The sequence below is a fragment of the Deltaproteobacteria bacterium IMCC39524 genome (genome assembly GCA_029667085.1).
Classification (GTDB): Bacteria; Desulfobacterota; Desulfuromonadia; order Desulfuromonadales; family BM103; genus M0040.
The window spans coordinates 38,801-62,145 of sequence record JARUHJ010000004.1 but is presented as its reverse complement, the minus strand read 5'-3'; the positions used below and the strand labels follow the sequence as shown (position 1 = coordinate 62,145).

Annotated in this window: 21 protein-coding genes; 9 read left to right on the top strand and 12 right to left on the bottom strand. The window is 52.3% G+C overall.

Annotation, left to right across the window (positions count from 1 at the left end):
• Positions 1-82: 82 nt before the first annotated feature.
• The 3 genes from P9J64_10745 to P9J64_10735 form a co-directional block, all read right to left on the bottom strand.
• On the bottom strand, positions 83-646 hold the full coding sequence (locus tag P9J64_10745; protein MDG5468794.1) for a response regulator: 564 nt from the start codon (positions 644-646) through the stop codon (positions 83-85).
• 161 nt (positions 647-807) lie between these two features.
• Complete coding sequence (gene draG / locus P9J64_10740) at positions 808-1,731, bottom strand: ADP-ribosyl-[dinitrogen reductase] hydrolase (protein MDG5468793.1); 924 nt, start codon at positions 1,729-1,731, stop codon at positions 808-810.
• A gap of 128 nt (positions 1,732-1,859) precedes the next feature.
• Positions 1,860-2,639 (bottom strand): NAD(+)--dinitrogen-reductase ADP-D-ribosyltransferase, encoded by a 780-nt coding sequence (locus tag P9J64_10735; protein ID MDG5468792.1) that lies wholly within the window; start codon positions 2,637-2,639, stop codon positions 1,860-1,862.
• 611 nt (positions 2,640-3,250) lie between these two features.
• On the opposite strand from P9J64_10735, the gene P9J64_10730 reads away from it, so the two are divergent.
• The 3 genes from P9J64_10730 (at position 3,251) to P9J64_10720 (ending at position 6,735) form a co-directional block, all read left to right on the top strand.
• A complete protein-coding gene (locus P9J64_10730) occupies positions 3,251-3,811 on the top strand; it encodes an elongation factor P (protein MDG5468791.1) in 561 nt (186 codons plus the stop codon).
• Between the two features lie 618 nt (positions 3,812-4,429).
• On the top strand, positions 4,430-5,743 hold the full coding sequence (locus P9J64_10725; GenBank protein ID MDG5468790.1) for an OFA family MFS transporter: 1,314 nt from the start codon (positions 4,430-4,432) through the stop codon (positions 5,741-5,743).
• A 236-nt stretch (positions 5,744-5,979) separates the two neighbouring features.
• Positions 5,980-6,735 carry a lipopolysaccharide kinase InaA family protein gene (locus tag P9J64_10720; protein ID MDG5468789.1) on the top strand — a complete coding sequence of 252 codons (756 nt, stop codon included), beginning with the start codon at positions 5,980-5,982 and terminating at the stop codon, positions 6,733-6,735.
• Between the two features lie 30 nt (positions 6,736-6,765).
• Here the strand turns inward: P9J64_10720 and P9J64_10715 are convergent, their stop codons facing one another.
• Positions 6,766-7,128 (bottom strand): hypothetical protein, encoded by a 363-nt coding sequence (locus tag P9J64_10715; GenBank protein MDG5468788.1) that lies wholly within the window; start codon positions 7,126-7,128, stop codon positions 6,766-6,768.
• Positions 7,129-7,247: 119 nt separating this feature from the next.
• On the opposite strand from P9J64_10715, the gene rlmD reads away from it, so the two are divergent.
• The 4 genes from rlmD (at position 7,248) to P9J64_10695 (ending at position 10,580) form a co-directional block, all read left to right on the top strand.
• Positions 7,248-8,696, top strand: a complete 1,449-nt coding sequence (gene rlmD, locus P9J64_10710) for a 23S rRNA (uracil(1939)-C(5))-methyltransferase RlmD (protein MDG5468787.1) — start codon at positions 7,248-7,250, stop codon at positions 8,694-8,696.
• Positions 8,693-9,313, top strand: a complete 621-nt coding sequence (locus P9J64_10705; GenBank protein ID MDG5468786.1) for a YigZ family protein — start codon at positions 8,693-8,695, stop codon at positions 9,311-9,313. The genes rlmD and P9J64_10705 overlap by 4 nt, the downstream gene beginning before the upstream one ends.
• A gap of 211 nt (positions 9,314-9,524) precedes the next feature.
• Entirely contained in the window at positions 9,525-9,896 is a 372-nt protein-coding gene (locus tag P9J64_10700; GenBank protein ID MDG5468785.1) for a hypothetical protein, read from the top strand.
• Positions 9,897-9,962: 66 nt separating this feature from the next.
• Positions 9,963-10,580, top strand: a complete 618-nt coding sequence (locus P9J64_10695) for a DUF2238 domain-containing protein (GenBank protein ID MDG5468784.1) — start codon at positions 9,963-9,965, stop codon at positions 10,578-10,580.
• 102 nt (positions 10,581-10,682) lie between these two features.
• Here P9J64_10695 and P9J64_10690 read toward each other — a convergent pair whose 3' ends face one another.
• The 8 genes from P9J64_10690 to P9J64_10655 form a co-directional block, all read right to left on the bottom strand.
• Positions 10,683-11,069 carry a hypothetical protein gene (locus P9J64_10690; GenBank protein MDG5468783.1) on the bottom strand — a complete coding sequence of 129 codons (387 nt, stop codon included), beginning with the start codon at positions 11,067-11,069 and terminating at the stop codon, positions 10,683-10,685.
• A gap of 60 nt (positions 11,070-11,129) precedes the next feature.
• Positions 11,130-11,909 (bottom strand): acetate uptake transporter, encoded by a 780-nt coding sequence (locus P9J64_10685; protein MDG5468782.1) that lies wholly within the window; start codon positions 11,907-11,909, stop codon positions 11,130-11,132.
• Between the two features lie 446 nt (positions 11,910-12,355).
• Positions 12,356-13,726 carry a sigma-54 dependent transcriptional regulator gene (locus tag P9J64_10680; protein MDG5468781.1) on the bottom strand — a complete coding sequence of 457 codons (1,371 nt, stop codon included), beginning with the start codon at positions 13,724-13,726 and terminating at the stop codon, positions 12,356-12,358.
• On the bottom strand, positions 13,723-15,687 hold the full coding sequence (locus P9J64_10675) for a cache domain-containing protein (protein ID MDG5468780.1): 1,965 nt from the start codon (positions 15,685-15,687) through the stop codon (positions 13,723-13,725). The genes P9J64_10680 and P9J64_10675 overlap by 4 nt, the downstream gene beginning before the upstream one ends.
• Positions 15,688-15,880: 193 nt before the next feature.
• On the bottom strand, positions 15,881-17,002 hold the full coding sequence (locus P9J64_10670) for a THUMP domain-containing protein (GenBank protein MDG5468779.1): 1,122 nt from the start codon (positions 17,000-17,002) through the stop codon (positions 15,881-15,883).
• A 19-nt stretch (positions 17,003-17,021) separates the two neighbouring features.
• A complete protein-coding gene (locus tag P9J64_10665; GenBank protein MDG5468778.1) occupies positions 17,022-18,155 on the bottom strand; it encodes an AI-2E family transporter in 1,134 nt (377 codons plus the stop codon).
• Complete coding sequence (locus P9J64_10660) at positions 18,152-18,685, bottom strand: cyclic nucleotide-binding domain-containing protein (protein ID MDG5468777.1); 534 nt, start codon at positions 18,683-18,685, stop codon at positions 18,152-18,154. Before P9J64_10660 ends, P9J64_10665 begins: the two co-directional genes overlap by 4 nt.
• 12 nt (positions 18,686-18,697) lie before the next feature.
• Entirely contained in the window at positions 18,698-19,570 is an 873-nt protein-coding gene (locus tag P9J64_10655) for a hypothetical protein (protein MDG5468776.1), read from the bottom strand.
• A 141-nt stretch (positions 19,571-19,711) separates the two neighbouring features.
• On the opposite strand from P9J64_10655, the gene uvrC reads away from it, so the two are divergent.
• Both uvrC and P9J64_10645 read left to right on the top strand, forming a co-directional pair.
• The gene (gene uvrC / locus P9J64_10650; GenBank protein MDG5468775.1) at positions 19,712-21,538 is read left to right on the top strand and encodes an excinuclease ABC subunit UvrC; all 1,827 of its coding nucleotides are present in this window, start codon (positions 19,712-19,714) and stop codon (positions 21,536-21,538) included.
• 202 nt (positions 21,539-21,740) lie between these two features.
• The gene (locus P9J64_10645) at positions 21,741-23,288 is read left to right on the top strand and encodes an ABC transporter substrate-binding protein (protein MDG5468774.1); all 1,548 of its coding nucleotides are present in this window, start codon (positions 21,741-21,743) and stop codon (positions 23,286-23,288) included.
• Positions 23,289-23,345: the final 57 nt, after the last annotated feature.

Below are 23,345 nucleotides of genomic sequence, written 5' to 3'. Positions count from 1 at the left end.
AAAAATAAAGCCCGCACGGAATCATTCCGAACGAGCGTCATTGCTCCAGAGTTGCGGTCACCTCATTGTGGCCGGAATGTCATTAATCTTCTGTCAGTAAAACCGCTTCAGCAACCTCTCTCAACGATTTACGCTTATCCATTGCCAGCTTCTGTAGACGCCGAAAAGCCTGTGGCTCATCCATTCCTCGCTTCATCAGCACACCCTTGGCACGATCAATCACTTTTCTGGACTCGAGCGTTTCCTTCAGCATGGAAACCTCATCACGGAGGCTGGAAAGCTCTACAAACTGATGTATCGCAAGATCAACAGCGGCAAAGAGCTGCTCGGCCCGAACCGGTTTAACAACATAATTCATCACTCCGGCCAGTCGCGCCCGTTCAATTGTTTCGGCTTCCGTGTTAGCGGTCACCAAAACAATCGGTAATGGTTTCGCTTTGCCAATTTTTTCAGCAGCAGTGATACCATCCATAACAGGCATGCCAACATCCATGACAACCAAAAGGACTTCCTGGTGAATCGCTATCTCGACAGCCTGAACGCCATTTTCTGCCTCAAGGATTTCGTCAAACCCATAGCCAGAAACGATTTCGGCGACTTGACGCCGTAATAAGGGTTCGTCATCAACAACTAATGCACGCTTCATAATATGGTACTCCTATTCTCTTGTGAGAGTTAACAGCTGACACTATTGCATCATGAGTGCCTAAAAAGCTAAAACCCTGAAATCGACAGCCTTGCATTGATCTGTAGGGTATCGACAGCCTGAACTTTTACTAAGTGAGACCGTATCGATCCAATGTCAGTTTAATCGTCTATCTCTTCTGCGTTCTGATCTCCCCAAGGCGAGATTTTGACCAGCTTGACTGCCTGGTCCTCAACCTCTTCCCTGACCTCCGACTTTAATTTCTTTAGCCAGCGTTTCGGTATCTCATCCAGCCCATAAAAGGCACCTGCAATCATCCCGGCAATTGCACCCGTGGTGTCGGCATCCCCTCCCTGATTGACCACACCGATCAGACACTCTTCAAAACTGCCGGTTGTAAACAGGTAGTGAAAGACTGTCTGCAAAGTATCAACCACATAAGAGCTGGCGTTGCCACGATAGTTGTTAAATCGAAAGCTACCATATTCTGCAACCAGGTCACGGGTTATCTCATGTAGCTCAAACCGGTTGCAACCGAAGATCGCCTTCTGCAGCATAGTGCCGATAGCAATGCAGGCTGCATCGGACAAAGCATGGTTATGGGTCAGGTGAGCCTGTGCTATGGCGCAACGTGCCATTAAAGCGTCATCTCCCAAGGTGAAGAGAGCGACCGGGGCCATGCGCATGGCGGCGCCATTACCGGCATCCCACTCGTTGTATGGTGTCTCCAACTGACCTTTAAGCATGTAATCACGAATCCCGCGACGACAGGTTGAACCTATATCAACAGGTTTACTCTTCATCCAGGCCAGGAAATTGTCCGCAATCCGGGACAATTCCCATGTGCCGGTTGTTAGTAGTGCTCGCCCAAGTGCCAGCGACATTTCGGTGTCATCTGTAACATGCCCAGGCTTGAGATAAAGCCAACCACCTCCGATGATCTTGCGATGTACCTTGTAAGTGGCTTTGATCTCACCAGGCATCATGAATTCGGTGGTGGCTCCCAACGCATCGCCGATAGCAAGACCCAGGTAAGCAGCACGAGTTCTTTCAAAAACAGAATCAAGAGACGCGGGACGAGGGATGCGGGACGAGGAAATCTTTAAGGCCTCCTCAATGTCATGCTTATTTGTGTGTCGAAGAGTATCCTTCAAGATGTTTGTCCTGTAAATTCCTTGATTTTAACTTTCGCTGCCCTCATCCTGGCGTCGCGTTACCCCCCGATAAGAACCTTGACTTCAAATTCACCACCTATCACCAGAACCTCGCCCTCACCTTTAAAGAGCGATTTCGGTAGCAGGCCTCCCATGAAAAAGATCTTGGTCATCGGCACGTCCACTTCAAGAACCCGGCTACCAAACTCCCAGGCCCTTTCAAAGTCATCAGTAAAGGAATTCAGGTTATTAAGGCGCAAAAGGTAACGATTTTTGCCATACTTTTCGATTACCTGATGCTCATCAAAATCATAAATACCCCGATAGAGTTTCAGGTGCGTCCGGGCGGAAAACCGTCGCGAAAGCTCGTACTGAACAAACTCATAGAGCAGGTCGAACTGCGGCATAATTGCGCTGGTTCGCTCAGAACCCTTCATCCTGTCAACCGTATAACGGAAATAGGCTTCCGAGTGAATATCGTTGATTGCCTTGTAGTGAAAAGTAGGGGGCAGGCCAAGCCGGGATTCCACCCAACCCTTGAGGACCGCGCCCTCGACCGAGTTGCTGTCAAATAACCAGCCGCGCAAAAAACGCAGGTAACTGTTTTTTAGACTTTTTCGGCTGTTCTTCGTCTCCTCGCGCTGCCACTGATGCAACTGGTAACGAACATCCATGAAGTCATGGAATATCAGTCCACGTATTTCGGGGTCTTCTTCTGTCTCAAGCTTTTCAAAAAGCGGTCGTCCATTATGACTAACTCCCTGGATTTCGATGGCCTGAGGATGGCTGTTGTAATGTTTCGAGGCAATCGCCCACGGTGGCAAATTGCACCTATTCATTGATGTCGGATAGACCATAACAATCCTCAAAAACCACTATAATTCGACAAGTCAGCGCTTAATTATCAGAAGCACGTGCCTAATTTTTTTGCTTGGTAGACCCCAAACGTAGCTCGACATACGAATGAGCGACTCGACTTTGAGTTTAAATTATGGAGATATTCCGCGGCGTTGCGGAAAAGGCTGTAAATATTGTCGTGCAGGAATACTTTACTAGCAATCTATCATTGCATTGAGGGTGCCAACTGCTAGCCATGGTTAGTCAGAGCTCCCCATAAATTGTCTTACATTGTAACTGGGGGAACACGTTGGAAGAGAGCCCGTCCTCTCCCAAGCCTGACACCTAAGAATGTTTACGAGAAACATCCCTGGGCTCTCGCAAAAGACCTTGCCCTATTTAAGCCGATAATCATTAACTCTTTAATCTGATTGATTCCTTTATTACGTGAATGGCTGTCTGGTAAAGTTCATGTGACTCTTTTTGCAGTTAAACGCTTCCGACTCTAGATTCCTCTTTCTGCACATCGCACGTATATCCAACTTCACTGCCTGATCATCTTATGCTACATTGCCGCACCTGTTAAAAACGATTCCCTGAAGGAGAAGTATATATGACATCCAACGATCTGAAACGCGGGCTGGTCTTTCTGCTTGATAGCGCTCCGTGCCTGGTTCTTGACCTCAGCAGCCAGAGTCCTTCAGCACGCGGCGGCAGCACCCTGATTAAAACCAAGTACCGTAACCTGCTCACTGGGCAAGTGCTGGAAAAGACATTCAAAGCCGGTGAGCGTGTTGACGATGCTGATTTTGAAAAGCGCAAAGGGCAATTCCTTTATGCCGATGGCGACAATGGCGTATTCATGGACCTTGAGAGTTATGAACAGTATGAACTGGGCGATGATATGTACGGCCCGGTGAAAGGCTTCTTGCTTGACGGCACCGAAGTTATTATGGGCGTTTTCGAAGGGCAGGTTGTCTCTATCGAGCCGCCGATGATCGTGGAGTTGCTGGTTACGGAGACGGCACCTGCGATCAAGAATGCCACTGCCCAGGCGCAAACCAAGGAAGCTGTTTTAGAGACAGGCCTGAGGCTTCAGGTTCCCTCTTATCTCGAGACGGATGAAAGGGTCAAGGTCGATACGCGTGAGGGACGATTCGTCTCCAGGGCGTAGTCCTGTGGCGCGTGGCGTGTAGCGCGTAGCGGGAAAAAATATTATTTGTAATGGGGCCGACTCAATTTAGTTGGCCCTATTTTTTTTGTTCTTCTGCTTTGCTATGTCACTCGCTGTGCAGAGAAGACTACAAAATTCGCATTTTTGCAAAAAGCTTCAGAAAAGCTCTTGCAGTTATGCAAAACCGCGTTTTAAGTCTCATTACTTCCCATCGTAAACCCCACTGTATACGCCCTTTCTCCTCTTTTCATTGTCCCGGACCAGTCTCCATGCCTTCAGGCCGCGTCCTGGCGTTGTTTGCGTTTGTGCAAAAACACGATTTTATCCAGAGCTCAGAACCTTCCGAGAGTTAGTGGTTAAGTGTCTGTAATTATTGAACAAAAAAACTTTTTTAGGCGTGCCGATTGTTTGGTATACGGATTGCCATTGTTCTTAGTCATAAGTTGCTCAAACGTGTGGCGGAAAAGAGCGAAACCTATGCATTTACAAAAACCCGGAGGCGCTAGAAGAAAACCAGTCATCGGAGCCTTCAAGGCCCGGTGGCCATTGTCATACCGGGTTCAGCAATTGAGACAATACGGTTTGGATAACTCAATACCGATTACAAGGGAGGAAAACATGAGCAAGCAGAATGTATCATCAAAACGCGGTTGGACAGTGGTTCTGGCCGGGACCGGCATCAACCTGGCGCTGGGCATCCTTTATACCTGGAGTATCTTTAAAGGCGCTATCGCAGAGTCAATCGCTGCAGGCGGAACGGGAGCCTTTACCTGGGACAAGGCCTCAATCAACGACCCTTACGCAACGGCCTGCCTTATGTTTGCTGTGGCCATGATTGTTGCCGGTAAGGTTCAGGACAAGTTCGGTCCCCGCGTTACCTGTATCATCGGTGGCCTGATGGTTGGTACCGGATTTATGTGGATCTCGCAGACCACCGACTACTGGGCATGGATAGTCGGCTTTGGTTGCATGGCCGGTATGGGCATCGGCTTCGGCTACTCTGCTGCCACCCCGCCTGCTTTGAAATGGTTTCCTCCTGCCAAGACCGGCCTGATCGCCGGTATCGTTGTCGCCGGCTTCGGTCTCGCGTCAGTCTACATTGCTCCTCTGGCTCAGTATCTGCTCGGTGCCTACGGTCTGCAACAATCGATGCTTTACTTCGGTTTTGGTTTTGTCGCCATCACCTGTTTCTTCGGCATGTTCCTCGCCAATCCTCCCGAAGGTTATGTTGCTGATCCGAATGCTGCTAAGTCTACGGCCAAAGCGGTCGTTACAGAGGATAAAGCGCCTTCAGAAATTCTCAAAACGGCCAAATTTTATACACTCTGGACCTGTTTCTTCATCGGCGCTGGTGCCGGTCTCATGGTCATCGGTAGCGCTAAAGGCCTGGCCAAGGCCAGTATGGGCGAGATGGCCTTCCTGGTTGTGGCCATCATGTCTGTCGGTAATGCTGCCGGTCGTATCGTCGCCGGCGTGGTCTCCGACAAGATCGGTCGTGCCAACACTTTGGTTATCATGCTCGTCTTCCAGGCGGTCCTGATGTTCCTGGCTATTCCGGTGATTGATGGTACTTACAACAACCCATTGGCAATGCCTCTGCTGGTAACCTTCATGGTCTTCAACTACGGGACCAACCTGTCGCTCTTCCCGTCCTTCGCCAAGGACCTCTGGGGTGCCAAGCACTTCGGCATGAATTACGGTGTCCTCTTCTCAGCCTGGGGTGTTGGTGCCTTTGCACTGGTACGCGTCTCCGAGATGCTGCGCGTCAAGACCGGTGGCTTCACCATGTCTTTTGCTGCTGCCGGTGCTCTGCTGGTTGTCGGTGCCATGCTCGCGGGCACTTTGAAAACCCGCAAAGCCGCAGTTCCTGCACTCGAAGGTGCTCTCGAAGGCGAGGAAGATCTGGTTCTTTCGAAAGCCAGCAACGAATAATTCGTTCTCTACCGTTTGCAAACCCTCCTTCAGGATCAAACGGCCACGGCCCCGCCATTACTGGCGGGGCCGTTTTGATTTGGGCGATAAATGTCTTGTGTGAAACCAGGGGTTGTCTGGCGGTGAATTTGGTTTTCAGAGATTTCTCGAGTTGACATTCTGGTCACTGCCAAGCAAGCTAGGGCCTGAGCTTTTTCGACATCCGTGAATACCGATACAAGCAAGGCTGGTTCCCAATGATCAAAAGAAAAACCTGGACTGTAACCGAACCCTGGCGAAACACCTCAGCAGGTGAGGCCTTTTCATCATTCGATAAGGTCTTTGCCTTGTCAGGAACACCTGTTTCCCAGGATAAGGTAAGCCTTGTCTTCTGCGTCTGCATCGATGGGCAACGCTACTATGTAAAGCAATATCACTCCACCAAGGGGATCCGCAGTTGGTTTGGTCTTTCTCGTATTCGACAGGAAGCCCGCAACCAACTCTGGTTCAGTCGCATCGGCTTGCCGGCGGCACAGGTTGTGGCTTATGGAGAGGAGCATATCTTAAGCCGTACCTTTCGTGGTGGCCTGATTACGGCGTCTATCGATGACACCAGGGATCTGGCATGGATGGCGACTAACCAGCCGGACCTTTTTAAAAGTCGGCCATGGGTCAATCAGGTGATCAACCAGGTCGCCGAAATTACGCGGACTCTGCATCAGCACCACTTCTGTCATAATGACCTGAAGTGGCGCAACCTGCTGGTCTCGCAACAGTTGGAGAGCCCGCAGGTCTACCTGATCGACTGCCCGGTTGGGCAGCGCTTTTTCGGGCCTTTTTTCGACTCTCGCATCATTAAGGACCTGGCTTGCCTGGATAAAGTGGGCAGACGGGCTTTAAGCAGGACACAACGTCTCAGGTTTTACAAAGAATACCGTCAGTGTAAGGTTCTCTCCGCCAGAGACCGTGAAATCATCACAAAGGTTATCGTTTATTTCAAGGGGCGGGATTGAACGAATTCCAACGGCCTTTAATCCACTGACTCAATCCAGTACAATCCTCTTTGTTGCCCCTCCATAAGCATGCACTGAATCATGGGCTCTGACCGTGATCTGGTGAATATCGACCGGAATCTTCACTCCTGAGAGACTGCGGGTAAAGGGCTGCTCGTTGGTGTGCGGGTGAGCCAATACACGCCTGGCCAGAATCTCGCCGTCCGGAGCTATGATCTCCCATCGGTCGGCATAATGATCCCAGCCATGGGCCGCATGACTCACTGTCACATTGAAACGGTATGTTTGATTACCTGGGCTCTTGACTTCAACTGCAACGACATCTGCTTCACCACCAAAAACCGACCCGACAAAGCATAAAATAAGCAAAGCACAAAGAGTTGGATATCTCATATTTATCTCCTTGGCAGACATCTTTGCTATCATTGTAACAAATGACTCTGCACGACGCAGAGCAGCATTGACAGACCGCTGCTCTTACCGCAATATGACGGCTCTTTTCAGGAGATGCCATGACCGCCCAACCGCGACGCCCAAAATCGAAACATGTCCATAAGCCCCGCGCCGAAGAACTGACCTTGACCATTGAGCAAATTGATGAGGATGGTCTCGGCTTGGCGACCCATGAAGGGAAACGTGTGGTGGTATTCGACGCTCTCCCCGGAGAGAAGGTTGTTGCCCGAGTAGCGCATACCGGGCGGCACAGGATCATCGCCAGTACCCACCGTGTCCTGCAGCCTTCACGAGAGCGCGTGGCCAAGACATCCTGTCCGCATTATCGCTCCTGCCAGGGTTGTGCACTGTTGAGCTGGAAATATCCTGCACAATTGGAGCGCAAGTCCCAAAGAGTGGCTGACGCCCTGGCCACTTATCCCGAGCTTTATGATGTTCAGTTGGGTGAGGTCTGGGCTGCGCCCGAAACTCTTGGTTACCGGGCCAGCGCCAAGCTGGTTGTGGCCCGTAAGCGTGGTAAAGGTCAGGTTGGTATGTATCGACGTGGCAGCCACGATGTTGTCGATATTGCCGATTGTCCTTTGCATCATCCGCTGATCAACCGCGTTGCTGCTGTTGTCCGAGAAGAACTCGATCGTCGTAATATCTCCGCCTACGACGCCAACCACCGGCGTGGCCTTTTACGCTATCTGCTGGTACGGGTCAGCCCTTCTTATGATAAAGCGATGGTGACTTTTGTGACCAGTGAACGCAACTATCGTGAGGTGACCCATCTGGCCAAGTGGCTGCAGCGTAAGGTCCCGGAAGTGATCTCCGTGCATCAGAATGTGAACTCCAGCACAGGCAACGTGATTTATGGTCGGGAAACTTTCAAAGTCCTCGGCACCCCCGACCTGATTGACCAGGTCGGCGACGTGCGCTTGCGCCTTGGGCCGACTTCGTTTCTGCAGGTGCATCACGCCCAGGCTGCACGTATCTATCGACTGGTTCGTGATTGGTGCGATCTTCAGCCTGGCGAGTCGGCTCTCGACCTTTACTGCGGGGTCGGTGGTATCAGCCTGCATCTGGCCAGCCAGGCGCATCAGGTCCTGGGTATAGAGACTGTCACCGAAGCGGTTCGTCATGCTCAGGCCAACGCCACGATGAACGGCTTTAATAACTGCAAGTTTGTCGCAGGTGATGCCGAGGAAATCCTCGCTGATGATCTGCCCTTGACCGGCAAGCTCGGTGCCGTTGTTGTAAACCCGCCCCGATCAGGTTGCGCTCCACAGGTGTTGGCAGCGATTGCTGCCATGCAGCCGCGAACCCTAGTCTATGTCTCCTGTCATCCGGACAGTCTTGCCCGGGACCTCGCGCTTCTGGCTGAGCAGGGCTTTCGTGTCGAGCAGGTTCAGCCGGTCGACATGTTCCCGCAGACGCCGCATGTCGAGAATGTAGCCCGCTTGAAGTTTGTTGGCGTGAGTCAGCCTGTTAAGCGATCAGAGGCAAAACCAACAAAGAGAAAATGACACCTTCGCAAAGATATCCCATTCCCGCCGGTCGTTTCCGTAGTGAGATCGAAGTGGAGCGCAGTCGTTTTATCGCGACTGTGCAACCGGTGACTTCAACAGCTGAAGCACAAGCTTTTATTGCTTCCATCAAGACGGAATTCCCTGATGCCAACCACAACTGCTGGGCTTACCTGGTCGGCCCCCCGGAGAGCACTGATCAAGTCGGGTTGAGTGATGACGGTGAGCCGCACGGTGTTGCCGGCAAGCCGATGCTGGTTGCCCTTCAGTACAGTGGCCTCGGCGACACAGCGGTGGTTGTCAGCCGTTATTTCGGTGGTGTCAAGCTTGGCAAAGGCGGCATGGTCAAGGCCTACACGGCTGCGGTGAAGACGGCCCTGGAGCAGCTCTCCCGTGCGGAACGCGTTGCCTGGGTCAGTTTTCTGGCTACCTTTGACTATGCCCTGGTGACGCCCTTTGAGCGCCGTCTGGCAGAGTTTGAAGCAGAAGTCCTTGATATGGACTATGGCGAAAAAGTTGGCTGCCGGTTCCGCTTACCGGAAGAGAGCCGGGACGGTTTCTGCGAAATGTTCGATGATCTCAGTGCCGGCCAGGGACAGCTGAAATTGTTGGATTGATCCAAGGCCCCGATCTCGGCATGATTCGGACTCGTTTTCTGGATGGTCTGATTCTGTGGTGCGGTTCTCTTGGGAACAGAGGGCAGCGGACGTATAACCCTCTTGCACATGACCTGAAGCTCATCGGCCCAGTCGCGCTATGCAAAGAAGCTCAACCTGTTAGAATGATATTCGTTGATTCGATACTGACAATGTATTGAGGAATGTCATAATGAATTATCAAATGTCCGTCACTTTCATGGGCGGTTATGTTGAAGCGCGCTCCACAGGTGACAAGAGTTACCAGACCGCGGTGGCGCTCTGGAGCGAGATCATCAGGGTCTGTGATGAGCACGACTGCTACAAAGTCCTTGGTATAGGCGAGTCCACCAAGCCAATGTCAACCATGGACTCTATTAACCATACCAAGCTCTTCCAGGATTTTTTTATTACCCGTAAATACCAGATTGCCTGGGTCGAATTGAACCGCGAAGCTGTTGGCAGCATCAAGTTTCTGGAGACGGTTCTCCTTAATCGCGGTCTTCTCAATGGCAAATTATTTCATGACGTCGCCGAGGCAAAACGCTGGTTGCTTGCACAGTAACTTTCTGTCCTTCCGAAAACGCGATGTCTTTTATAGCAATATAATCGTTCGAGAAAGTCGATGCCCATGCGCTATCTCTGGTTGAGCCTCTTTTTTGTCACGCTGGTCTGGTCGGGCATCGGCCCCAAAGATTACCCGACCTGGGTTCTCGAGGTTTTGCCAGCGGTTATCGGCCTGGTCATTCTGGTCACAACCCGCCGCACGTTCCCCTTAACTGGTTTAACCTACGCTTTAATTCTCTTTCATTGCATCATCCTGATGGTGGGCGGGCATTACACCTATGCTGAAGTCCCTCTTTTTGACTGGCTTCGTGACGGGTTTGATCTGGAGAGGAATAACTACGACAAGGTTGGTCACTTTGTACAAGGCTTTGTGCCAGCGATCATCTCTCGCGAAATTCTGATCCGTAAGCAGGTCGTTTCCGGAGAAGGCTGGCTGGCATTTATTATTGTCTCTGTCTGTTTGGCGATCAGCGCATTTTACGAATTAATCGAGTGGTGGGTTGCACTCATTTCCGAGGCGTCTGCAGAGGCTTTTCTTGGCACCCAGGGTTATATCTGGGATACCCAGTCGGATATGATGTACGCTCTGACGGGGGCGATCATGGCATTGCTGTTGTTGTCACGATGGCATGATAAGCAATTAAAACGGTACGAGGAACGCTGGACGCGAGACGCGGTTTAAATCTAAGGAATTAACCCACAAAAAAAGCCATGAGACGATAAATGTCTACATGGCTTTTCTAGGTTATAAGGTTTCCGCGTTCCCCGTACCCCGTACCTGCTCCTAAGGCGCTATCGGCATGTCGTAATCGGTGATGACAGTATCCATCTTCAGCAGGAAACGGCCGAAATCGTTAAAGGTCATGCTGGCGGGTTTGACCAGAAAGAGGGCGACGATGCTGACGACGGCGGCCGCTGCGACCCAGTTGAGGACCAGATTACGCAATTCCCAGTTCGGCTCTTCAACCTCTTCGTTTTCAGTCTCTTCCTTCGCCGGCAGCTTCTCAGCCATCTGTTTCATGATTTTCCCGGAGCTGAGAAAAATCACCGCAGAGATCGCAAACTGGGGAAGGATCTCCAGTGAAGCGTGTCCGGTTCCCAGCACGCCGGCATAAAATGCCAGCACACCGAGCCCGAGCAGGGTCATCTGGCGGCTGAGCTTCGCGTTCATATGCTGAGAGTCTCTTTCCTTGTAGTCATGCTATAAAATTATCGACAACCTGCTTGTGTGTCAAGAACGTATCTTGTCTGATGCAACTGTGGGCTGGAACAGATGGATTGCCTCTTCCCCGATATGACGTAACCCAAGGTAGAGCCCCGGCAGGGAACTGGCCAGTCCGATCAATCCCGCGCTATGCAGGAGCGATGTGTTCTGTGTCGCGTGAGCCAACGCGAGGGTAAGCAGGAAAGCTGTCATCAGCGCGAAGACAACCCGGCTGATACGTACCAGCTGTTCCAACCCCTGGCAGATAATCAGGCTGAACATCCCCCACATGGCGAAATAACCCATCATCGGGATAGGACCAGGAACCGAGCCGTAACCTGCCCTTGGCAGGATGTCGAGCGCCAGAATTGAAAGCCAGAAGAGACCAAATCCGGTGAAGGCGATGGCACGCAGAGGATTGCTTTTCAGGGCGTTCAAGCCGGCCGAAATCTGGCCAACGGCGCCCAGCATGATAATGATTGCCAGTAAGTGAAGGTTGATTGACAGCAGTGGCAGCTTGTCTGCGGCATAGCATGCTGCCGTAACGCCATAACTGAAAAGACCGAGAACAGGAATGTTGTTGCAAATAGTCGCAGGTCTTGCCGGAGACGGCTGGTTGACAACGGGTAAAGCCGGTTCCTGCTCGATGAGACGGTCTGTTAATTCACGATATTTCTGGCAGGTGTCGAACTGGCACGAGCAGAACTTGATGATCATGCTGGCATCGTGGGATGAAATATAGCCGCAACCTACGTCGCAGGCATCCTCATCCAGATCAAAGTAGGGGCAGACCGCTGTGTCTTTCATTTTCGCCTCCTGCATCGGTTTTCATCCGATGGCATCTTGTGAAAAATTGGGCCCGGCCTTTCGGCAACACTGAAGCTCGGCCGGACCCCATTGGAGTCACGTGATCCTTAAAGAGCAAGGCGTATACCAAAATCAGCTCTGAAAAAATATTCCAGTACTAATCTAGTGATTACAGCGTGTTATGTTTGTTTTGTGTGCGAGGGATGTTTGCCGCTATGAACACTGTATTTGCAGATTTGCAAATATGATGAAATTCACTTTTGCATTTATGCAAACAGGACAACAGTGAAGCTTAAGCGCTACTTCGGGCAAGGAAAGCCCTTGTATGGTAGGTATGAAATGGTTTTACCCTCAGCCTCCAGCCTCCAGCCTCCAGCCTCCAGCCTCCAGCCTCCAGCCTCCAGCCTCCAGCCTCCAGCCTCCAGCCTCCAGCCTCCAGCTTGATGCTATTCAATGTCCTTCTTGTTGATACCGTATTTTTTGAGCTTGCGGTAGATGGTCGCCATGTTCATGCCGGCCTCAGCCGCTGCGTCCTCGACATTGCCGCCATGTTTGCGCAGCAGTCGGGTCAGGTAATCGGTTTCGAAGCTACTGAGTGCCGATGTGTAGTCTGCCTGGTCTCCCGATTGAACGGATTGATTTGTCTCTATCAGCTGTGCAAGCTCCGGCAAACCGATGTAGTTGCCGCTTGAAATGGCCATGGTTGCTTCAATGACGTTGCAGAGCTGGCGAATGTTGCCAGGCCATGCATATGAGCGTAAAGCGTCCATCGCTTCGGCGGTCAACCCTTTGAATTCGGTGCCGAATTTGACGTTCTGCTCTCGGATGAAATGGGCGGCCAGAAGTGGAATGTCATCCTTGCGCTCCCGCAATGGCGGCAAGTGGAGATTGATGACATTCAGTCGGTAGAAGAGGTCTTCACGGAAAATGCCTTGAGAGACTTCCGCGCTTAAATCAGAATTGGTTGCCGAGATAATCCGCACATCCACCTTGGTTGGGGTTGTGTCGCCCAGGCGGCAAAACTCCTGTTCTTGGAGAAAGCGCAAGAGGGTCTTCTGCATGCTCAAGGGCAGGTTGCCAACTTCATCGAGAAAGAGGGTGCCGCCATTGGCTGCGTCAAGCAGCCCTTTGCGGTTTTCCAAGGCTCCGGTAAAGGCTCCTTTGCGGTAACCAAAGAGCTCGCTTTCCAGAATGTTCTCGGGTAGGGCGCCACAATTGACGGCGATAAAGCGATGATTACGTCTGGATGAATTATGGTGTACGGCCTGGGCAATCAACTCTTTACCGGTCCCCGACTCGCCGGTGATCAAGACCGAGGTGTCGCGAACAGCTACTTTGCCCACCTTTTCCAATAACGCCCGGATGGAAGGTGCCGCACCGATAATGTTTTCAAAGGTGAATTGGCTTGAGAGATCCTCGCGCAGCCCGCGGTTTTCTTCGACAAGTTCGTGGTGTTGCAGCGCGTTTTTGACCCGGTAGATCAGCTCGTCGGGTTCGAAGGGTTTGGTCAGCATGTCGTAAGCGCCACGGCGGAGCGCCTGAATCGACATTTCTACCGTCGCATAGGCAGTGATCATGATGATCGGCACCTCCGGATCGCGATTACGAACGTGTTGCAGCACCTCAAGACCATCCATTTCCGGCATCTTGATATCGCTGATGATCAGGTCGTAATCGCCGGCAGCGAATTCTGCGACAGCCTGAACCGGTCGGGTGAAGCTCTTGACCAGGTAACCCTGGTCCTTGAGAACTGCCTCCATCATGCGACAGAGTCCTTCTTCGTTGTCGATCAACATAATGCGCTGAGGCGCCATCAGAATTCCTCCCGGAAAAGCGGCAGGCGAATAGTGACTGTCGTGCCCTGCTTCGGGCGACTGGTCATCTGGATGCTGCCGTGATGCTGTTCAATGATTTGCCTGGTGATCGCCAGGCCGAGGCCGGTTCCGCGATCTTTAGTCGTGTAGAAAGGTTCGAAAATACGCTCAAGGTCTGCTTCGTCAATGCCGCTGCCAGAGTCGGCGAAGGTCATCACGACATCGTCCTCTTCTCGATAGGTCCTTACAGTGAGTATGCCACCATCCTCCATGGCTGCTCCGGCATTGAGGATCAGGTTGATTGCCACCTGGCGAATCTGGTCACCGTCGATCAGAAGCTCTGGCAAGCCATCAGTAAATTTCCTGTCGATTTTCACGCCGTGCATATCGGTGTGGTTGGCAGCAAAGCTGACGATCTGGTCGAGTAACTGGTTGAGGTCGGTTTCAGCAAACTCAGGCTGCGGTGTCCGAGCGTAGTTAAGCAGGTCCTGAACGATCTTCTTGCAACGTTTGCTCTCACGTTTGATCTCGTGGATAAAGTGGTGATTTGGGTCTTCCGGGTCGAGTTTGTTCTCGAGGTAGCCGGCGTAGCCGAGGATGACACCGAGGGGGTTGTTGATCTCGTGTGCGACTCCCGATGAAAGGATGCCGAGAGAGGCCATCTTGCCCTGCTGAGCGAGGCTGGCTTCAAGTTCGCGGTTGCGTTGCAGGCTACTGGTCATGCGGTTAAAGGTAACGGCCAGTTCTCCAAGCTCGTCGCGGCTGGTGATCTCCATCTGGCGATGGAACTGACCACGTTTGATGTCGCGGATCACCGATGTCATGTGACGTATCGGGTCGGAGAGGATCTTGGCGGCCAGGAAAACCAGGAGAATGGCAATCGTGCCGACCAGCAGAGAGATAACTCCGAGGCTGCCGAGAATCCGGCCCTTGATCAGGTTGGTCTCACGGTAAAACTCATCTTCATAGGAACCGACGGCGACGATCCAGTCCCAGGGCTGATAGTGAAGGTAGCGGACGATTTTGCGCCGGGCCTTCTTCTCACCAGGGTTCTGCCAGGGATAACGGATCCACCCTTCGCGCTGTTTGCACATGCGTTCTATAAAGGGTGTACCGTCCGAATCCTTGGAGGCGTAAATATTTTCACCTTCGGCCTCGGGGTGGATGGTCAGCGTTCCCTTACGATCCATGCAGTAGATGTAGCCGGTCTGGCCGACCAGTTTGTCATTGATCCTGTTCTTGAGTTCTGTAAAAGCCTTTTGCTTGGCAGCGGGATTCTCGTAGGTCTCATCCAGATAGCCCCCGGTGGCGATAATCCAGTCCCAGGGCTCATAGTAACGATAGACGACCATCTTCTGACGGCCGACCTTGTCACCAAGCTCGGCATTCCGCCAGGGATAGATGATTGTCAGCAGTTTGTCTGGAGTTGTTTTCTTAGCCGCCTTGCACATGGCGCGGATGAAATGTCTGCCATCTTCATCTGTTTCGCTATAGACGTTTTCACCCTCCCGGGCAATGTGCACCGCCAGGTCACCTTTGCTGGTCATGGCGTAGATGTAGCCGGTCTCTCCAACCTGGACCCTCTTCAGGGCACTGCGAGCCGCTTGTTTGGCACTTTCGATATCAATCTCACCGTTGCGGAATTGTTTGTCCTGGGCCTCGACCATGCCGTAGGCGAGATTGGTCAGGCTGGCCAACTCCTGTTCGGTGGCGGATTTCTTGTCTTCACGGTAAACCTGGAATTGTTGATTGTGGGCATCGAGCAGGTCGATGGTGAAGGCGGCCAGATGGTCGAGATCGGCCATGCTGGTCTGTGTGATGCCGAGGTGTGCCTGACGGTATGCGATCCAGCCGACCACCGTGCCTACAACGAAAAGCGGGATCAAAACCAGCGGCAGGACGACGACAGTCATCTTCCAGCGGATTTTGAGGTTATTGACGAATTTGAAAAGGTGACGGCTCATAATCGCATTAACTCAGGTTTAGAAACGAGGCGATTATGAGGTATAAGATATGGAAAAGCAAGGGCGGTATCGTTCAGGAAGTGATAAGAGCAGGTGAAGGGTAAAGGGAGCAGGGCTAAAGGCTGTTCGCTCTTTACCCTGTGTTCCTAGCCGTGATCCCTTTACCCTTGACCCTGAACCCAAACCGTTAAAGTCAATAAAGTTCATACTTCAGCAAACGACATTCAATCGGACCATTATAGAGCACGATGCGGCGGGAGGCTTTCAGGCCGACTTGTTTGGCGAGGGTAAGGTTGCCGGTAAACACCCAGGCGGTCCAGCCTTTCCAGTTCTGTTTGAAGGTGTCGCCGATTTTGCGGTAGAAGGCAGTAAGCTCTTCTTCGTTGCCGAGGCGTTCACCATAAGGTGGGTTGCAGATCAGTGTGCCTTGTGAGGCGGGCGCTTCCAGTTTGGCAAAGTCGTTGTAGGACCAACGAATTATTGCACCGATACCGGCACTGTCCGCGTTTCGACGCGCCAGGTCAACGGAGCGTTTGTCCCGGTCACTGCCGAAGATTAAATTGGCCGGGAGTTCCCTCTTTGCTGTCTCGGCTTCTTCGAGCAAATTTTTCCAGAGTGCGGCGTTGAAATCCGGCCAGCGCTGAAAACCAAAGTCGGGAGAGAGCAGACCCGCTGCATGGTTGCTGGCGAGCTGGGCGGCTTCAAGGGGCAGGCTGCCGGAGCCGCACATGGGGTCGACAAAGGGAGACGTCTGATCCCAACCGGTCAGGGCTAAGAGCCCGGCGGCCAGGGTTTCCTTTAGTGGCGCGATCGTCGGGTCTCTTCGATAACCACGTTTATGCAGACCGGTTCCCGCCAGGTCGAGGCTGATGGTGCACTGGTTGCGTGCCAGATGCATATTAATGCGCAGATCCGGATCTTTCGCATCAACATTCGGCCTCTGACCGGTCCGATCCCTGATCTTGTCGACGATGGCGTCCTTGGTTTTCAGCGCGGCATAATGAGAGTGGGTGATCTCTGAATCGCGCAGCTTGGCTCCAACGGCCAGGGTCATCTGCGAAGTCATCAGCTCGTCCCAGTTGAGAGCATAGACACCTTCATATAGAGCTTCTTCGGAAGGGCAGGGAAAGCTGGCTATCGGCTGCAGAACCCGGTTGGCTGTGCGCAACCAGAGACAGGCTTTGTAGCCGTCTTTAAAGGTGCCGCTGAAATTGACGCCGCCGTTGCCAGGGACGACATCGCGAGTGCCAAGAGTGATCAGTTCGGCGGCGAGGACGTCTTCGAGGCCTTTTGTAGTCGTTGCAAAAAACTTCATTATTTACTTTCGATGGTCGTTAATGTGGTCGGTCGCTCTCGAGTGCGGTTTCCGGCAGGCGGAACGTCCGGCGGTAGGCGCGAATCTCAAGCAGGGTGATTTTAATGATACTGACGATCGGCACACCGATGATCATGCCGATAATTCCGTAGAGCTTGCCGCCGACGATGATGGCGAAGAAAACCAGCAACGGATGCAGGTTGGAAACTCTCGAGATAAGAACCGGGATCAGGATAAAGTTGTCGATCAAGACCTGGGCGATGAGGATGTAGAGGATAACAATCCACCAGAACTGACCACCCGCCCCAAGATCGACGAAGGCAATCAGAATGCCGGGGACCATGCCGATAATTGGTCCAATATAAGGGATCAGGTTGGTAACGCCAGCGAATATGCCGAGCATGGGCGCATAGCGAATGTCAGTCAGTGACAAACCCGCTGTTATGACCAGACCGATGATGATTGCCTCTATGATCCTGCCGCGGATGAAGTGCGCAAGCTGGCGACTGATCAGGTAGGAGAGGTCGCGGATCATTTCGAAATGCCGATTCGGTGCAAGGGCAACACAGGAGCGCATGATCTTGCGCCCGTCACGCAGGAAAAAGAAAGTAAAGAGCGGGACGATGATCGTCAGACCGCCGACCTTCATGGCGGATTGAGGCGTTTGCGTCAGGACGGCGGCCATCAGCTGTTCTGCCCAGATGCGGACCTTGGTCGGGAACGCATAACCTTCAATCAGTGGGAAGCGTTCGTGAAGACCTGTCATGAGGCTCTTTAGCGTATCGATTACCTGCGCAGTGTAGCGAGGGAAATCGGTCCGCATATTACTCCAGAACTCCTGCCAGTGTGGCGTCAGCCAGAGGGCCGCCAGCAAAAACAGTCCCAGGGCCAGAATGTAGACAATGAATATGCTGCCGGTGCGGGTACAGAACCTTTCCATCTGGCTAACCAGTGGATCGAGGAGAAAAGAGAGCACCAGCGACAAGAGGAGCGGCAGAAAAAGGACAGAAAAGGCCGCACGGGAAAGACCGGTCAGCGATGAAACCGATGAGTAGACCGCCAGACCACAGGCGATCGCTGCGCTGAGAACCAGGAAGGCCAAAGCCACCTGGCTACGAGTCCAGCCCCGAGGGCTTTGGCCGACACTGCTCATGTCTCGACATTCTCAGGAGAAATGTCTTCCCCCAGTTGATTCTGCAAACGCCGAATCTCCAGACTCGCTGCCTGCAGGCGTTCGCTGACGACCCGGGTCAAGCCAAGAAAGATACTGCTTGAGATGGCAGGCCTGCGTTCCGCCAGTTCCAGGATGTCAGCGCGAAACAGTCCGACCAGTTCGGTGTTCTCGAGTGTCCTGGCCGATGCTGTCCGTGGCGCAGGAGCCGTCAGGGTGGTTTCACCAAAGAAGTCGCCGGGACCAAGTCTGGCTAACTCCTCTTCCACACCATTCTGCTCCCTGGCGTAAATCTTCACCATGCCGCTGCGGATCATGTACATACCGGAACCAGGATCATTCTCTTCGAAGACGGTTTCGTTTGTCTTGTAGTTGCGCACGTGGACAATGTTTTCGAGGGTTGCTAATGACCTCGGCGAGAGTTCGGAGAAGATCGGCAGGTGCTTAAGGAAGTAGGCTAGGGATTCTTCGTCCAGTTTTTTGTGGAAAATATTAGTCCAGAGGGGATCCATCGGTTTCTCCTGTTATTTGACTTTGAGACGGGTCTGGATGTCCTCGGGGATCGGTTGGTTGAGCTGGTAGCCCTTGAAAAAGACTTCCAGCGTCTCCTGCAACTCAGGGCGGTTGATCGTGCGCAGCATACTTGTCGGCAGGACGAAGTTATCGACCTCTGCGAGAGTTGCTTCAAAAATATCTTCTACTTTGCCATCCGGGCTGGTGATCTGAAAACGCTCGGGGAGGTGTCCCCCGGTCACTGCGCGATAACGAATCTCAACGGTCAACTGCAGGCCACCCTCGACAGTAAGACTCATCTCGTTTACGGTGTTTGTCCGGGTGTCAATGTCAAAGGTCAGCGTGTTGATCTGTTTTTGTGGCAAACGCATGCCGCTGACATAAAAGGCTCCGTTTAGATCTGTTGGCTTGTTGAATGTGATTTCCAGTCGTTGAATCAACTGTTCGGCCAGGGAGACTTCGCTTGACTTGAGCTTGGCGTTTTTGATCAGTACCTGGCGTGCATCGGCTTGGTCCGCGGGCAGGATCATCTCGTACAGTTCAATCGCCAAGTTGGCGGAGAGACGGTTGACCATCTTTTCAACATATGGAGTCAGGGTTTCTTTTTTCGCAAAGACGAGCCCTTCTCCGTTGCGCTGCCAGAACTTGACGATGACAGGGGGGGCCGGTGGTTTGACGTCTTCCGGCATGCCAGCGGTCATGCTGGACATCATCTCCTCAATCCGTGATGTCTCCACGGTGACCAGGTAGTTCTGCAGCTCTGGTTGTGTGAGAGCGTTTGCTGCAACGACCTTTTCAAGAACGGTCAGATCGTCGTTGGCAAAGAGAATTGCCGGTGTGGTCAGAATCAGAAAAAGCAGAATCACGAGAGAGGATCGAAGCATATAAAATTACCTCCACAAAGAGCCGTTGGTTGACACCTCTTATAGAGCATTGATACCTTGAAAATACGAAGATGAAAAAGCGCTTCAGAATCAGCGTATCTTCAAGATAATCGATTGTTTAGCCAGTTGCAAGGAGCTTCTGTGACAACTTTTGACCTGCGCAGACAGCCGACCTCTGCCGGTGTTTACCTGATGAAGGATGATGCCGGGGTGATTCTCTATGTCGGCAAGGCAAAAAACCTGCGTGCCCGCTTGCGCAGTTATATGCAGGCCGAGCGTGATACCCGGCCGCAGATCAAGTTTTTGATGGAGCGGGCCGCGACCATTGAAACGATTGTCACCGACACGGAAAAAGAAGCTCTGATCCTCGAAAATACCCTGATTAAAAAGCATCGTCCGCGCTACAACATTCATTTGCGTGACGATAAAACTTTCGTTTCACTCCGTATCGATTTACGTGATGAGTTTCCGATGCTGGAAGTTGTCCGGCGGGTTCGTCAGGACGGCGCCCGTTATTTCGGACCTTTTGCCTCCTCATCGGCTTTACGCCAGACGCTCAAGGAAATTTATCGCATCTTCCCGTTGCGCCATTACCCGCCGGCCAAGTGCCGGCAGCGCGGCCGGCCTTGTCTCTTTCATCAGATCGGTCAGTGCAGCGCACCCTGTCATGGACATATCTCTTCTTCTGCCTATGGGAAACTCGTTGCTGGTGTTTTGGCTCTTCTTGAGGGTCGCCAGGGAGAAGTCGTTGAGCTGTTGCGCCAGCGAATGTCTCTTGCCGCGAGCGAGCAACGTTACGAGGAAGCGGCTTCATTGCGTGACCAGATCAGGGCGATCGATAAAACGGTTGAACAGCAGAAGTCTGTCCGTTACGGAGCCATAGACCAGGATGTGGTCGGCATTTTTCGGCAGGGTGGTGAAGTTGAGGTTGTGGTTCTCTTCTATCGTCAAGGCAAACTGACCGCCAGGCGCAATTATAACCTCAACTGGCAGTTGGATGAAGATGAGCTGCTGGCTGAGTTCCTCTCCCAGTTCTACGGGCGCGATGTGCCTGTTCCTGATGAAGTCGTCTTGCCGCTGGAGATTGAAGGGGGCGACGCCTTGTCGGAATGGCTCACAGAACGCCGTAGCCGCAAGGTCCAGGTTGTGACGCCGCAGCGGGGCGAGCGGCGTCACCTGGTTGAATTGGCAAACCGTAACGCCAAAGAGGCGTGGCAGGAGCGGGGGAGTCGAGAGGAAGCACGTCGTAGAGTCCTCGAAGAGGTCATGCAGCGCCTGCATCTTCAGAGAATGCCGCAGCGCATAGAGTGCTTTGATATCTCAACGATTCAGGGTCATGCGACCGTCGCCAGTATGGCGGTGGTCGTGGGCGGTGAACCTGTTACGGGAGAGTACAGACACTACAAGGTGAAGAGCGTGGAAGGGACCGACGACTATGCGGCCTTAAGAGAAGTATTGCTCAGGAGATTACAGCGAGGTATCGAAGAGCAGAAGCTCCCTGATTTTATCCTGATTGATGGCGGTAAAGGGCAACTGGGAGTCCTGGCAATGGTGCTCGAGGAGCTTGGCTTGTTCGATGTTGTCGATATCGCCGGAATTGCCAAAAGTCGTGTTAAAGCGAATGTCCGCGGGCGTGTCGTAGAACGCAGTGCAGAGAGGTTCTTCCTGCCGGGGCGAAAAAATCCCGTCATCTTACGTGGCGGCTCTGCAGCTTTGTTCCTGCTTGAAAGATTGCGTGACGAGGCGCACCGCTTTGCCATTACTCATCACCGCAAGGTGCGTGGTAAAGCGCAACTTCAATCTGTATTGTCAGAGATCCCTGGGGTCGGAGAAAAACGACAAAAGGCCCTGCTGAAGCATTTCGGAAGTCTGAAAAAGATCAAGGCGGCCAGCCTGGAGGAGTTAAGAGCGATGCCGGGTTTGCCAATACGGACTGTCGAAGAGGTTTATCATTTTTTTCATGGTTGAGTAAGTCGACTTCTACCGCAGCCATGGTTCGTCAGGAGCCGTGCCTGGATGAGCGGTCCCGGGTTTGACAAAGGCTATACCGTATTGTAGAAGTGATTAGGTCCCATTCATGCTTGGCCGCTGGCTGCAGGGGCTTGTTTCCGGTGTCACTGGCTTTGCTCACATTAATGCAGGTCTCAATTAATTTCAGGAGGCAATTGGAATGAAAAAGCATTTTATGCTCACATTATTGCTGGTCCTTGCACTGAGCGGTTTGGCTCAGGCGAAGACTTTGAAGCTGGCCATGGATGCCGACCCAGTCTCTCTTGATCCTCATATGCAACTATCCGGGGGAATGCTTCAGTATTCTCATATGGTATTCGATCCATTGGTTCGCTGGACCAAGGAGACAACCATTGAGGGTCGCCTTGCTGATAAATGGGAGCGTCTCGACGACAAGACCGTGCGCTTCCACCTGAAGAAGGGAATCAAATTTCACAGTGGCAATGAGTTGACTGCCGATGATGTCGTATGGACCGTCAATCGCTTGAAAGAATCTGTTGATTTCAAAGGGATTTTCGAGCAGTTCAATTCGCCGCTCAAGGTCGACAAGTACACGGTTGATATCGTCACCAAGGTTCCTTATCCACTGTTAGTTAGCACCGCCACTTACATCTTCCCGATGGATAGCAAGTTTTACTCTGGCAAGGACGACAAGGGGATGGACAAGGCGGCCATTAACAAAACGGGCTATTCTTTTGCCAACGACAACCTCTCAGGAACCGGCAAATATACGGTCTCTGAACGTCAGCAGGGCGTCAAGGTGGTCTTCGAGGCCTTCCCCGGATACTGGGACAAACAGTCTCCCGGCAACGTAGATAAGATTATTCTGACTCCGATCAAAAATGATGCGACCCGTGTTGCGGCACTGCTTTCCGGTGACGTCGACTTTATCATGCCGGTTCCACCTCAGGATATGGACAGGATTGAGAAATCAGACAATGTAAAATTGGTGACCATGAGCGGAACACGAATTATCACTCTGCAGCTCAACCAGAACCGTGTTGAAGCGTTCAAGAACCCCAAGGTTCGTCAAGCAATCGTCTATGCCATCAATAACGCAGGCATCGCCGAAAAACTGATGAAGGGGCGGGCGACCGTTGGCGCTCAGAACAGTCCGAAGGGGTATGCTGGACATAATCCGGAGCTGACTCCACGCTACGATCTGAAAAAAGCCAAGCAATTGATGAAAGAGGCTGGTTACGAAAAGGGTTTTGAAGTCAGCATGGTGGCGCCGAATAACCGTTATGTAAACGACGAGAAGATTGCCGAGGCGGCGGCTTCAATGCTCGGCAAAATCGGCATCAAGGTTAATCTGAAAACTATGCCGAAAGCCCAGTACTGGGATCAGTTCGACCTGCAGGTCGCAGACATCCAGATGATCGGTTGGCATTCAGATACCGAAGATACCGGCAACTTCTTCGAGTTCCTGCTCATGTGTCCGAACAAGGAGACCGGTTACGGTCAATACAACTCAGGCAATTACTGCAATCAAGAGGTTGATAGTCTGACACTTAAGGTGCAGGCCGAGACCGATGAGGTCAAGCGGACCGCTATGTTGCAGAAGATGGAAAGAATTGCTTACGATGATGCTGCTTTTGTGCCGTTGCACTGGCAGGACCTTTCCTGGGCAGGTAAGAAAAATCTTGGTATAGAATCGATTGTCAACGTCATGAATTTTCCCTACTTTGGTGACCTGGTCATCAAGTAAGCTGAGGTAGCAGAGTCACTCTCAAGGGGGAGTACCCGCAGGTGCTCCCCCTTGAAG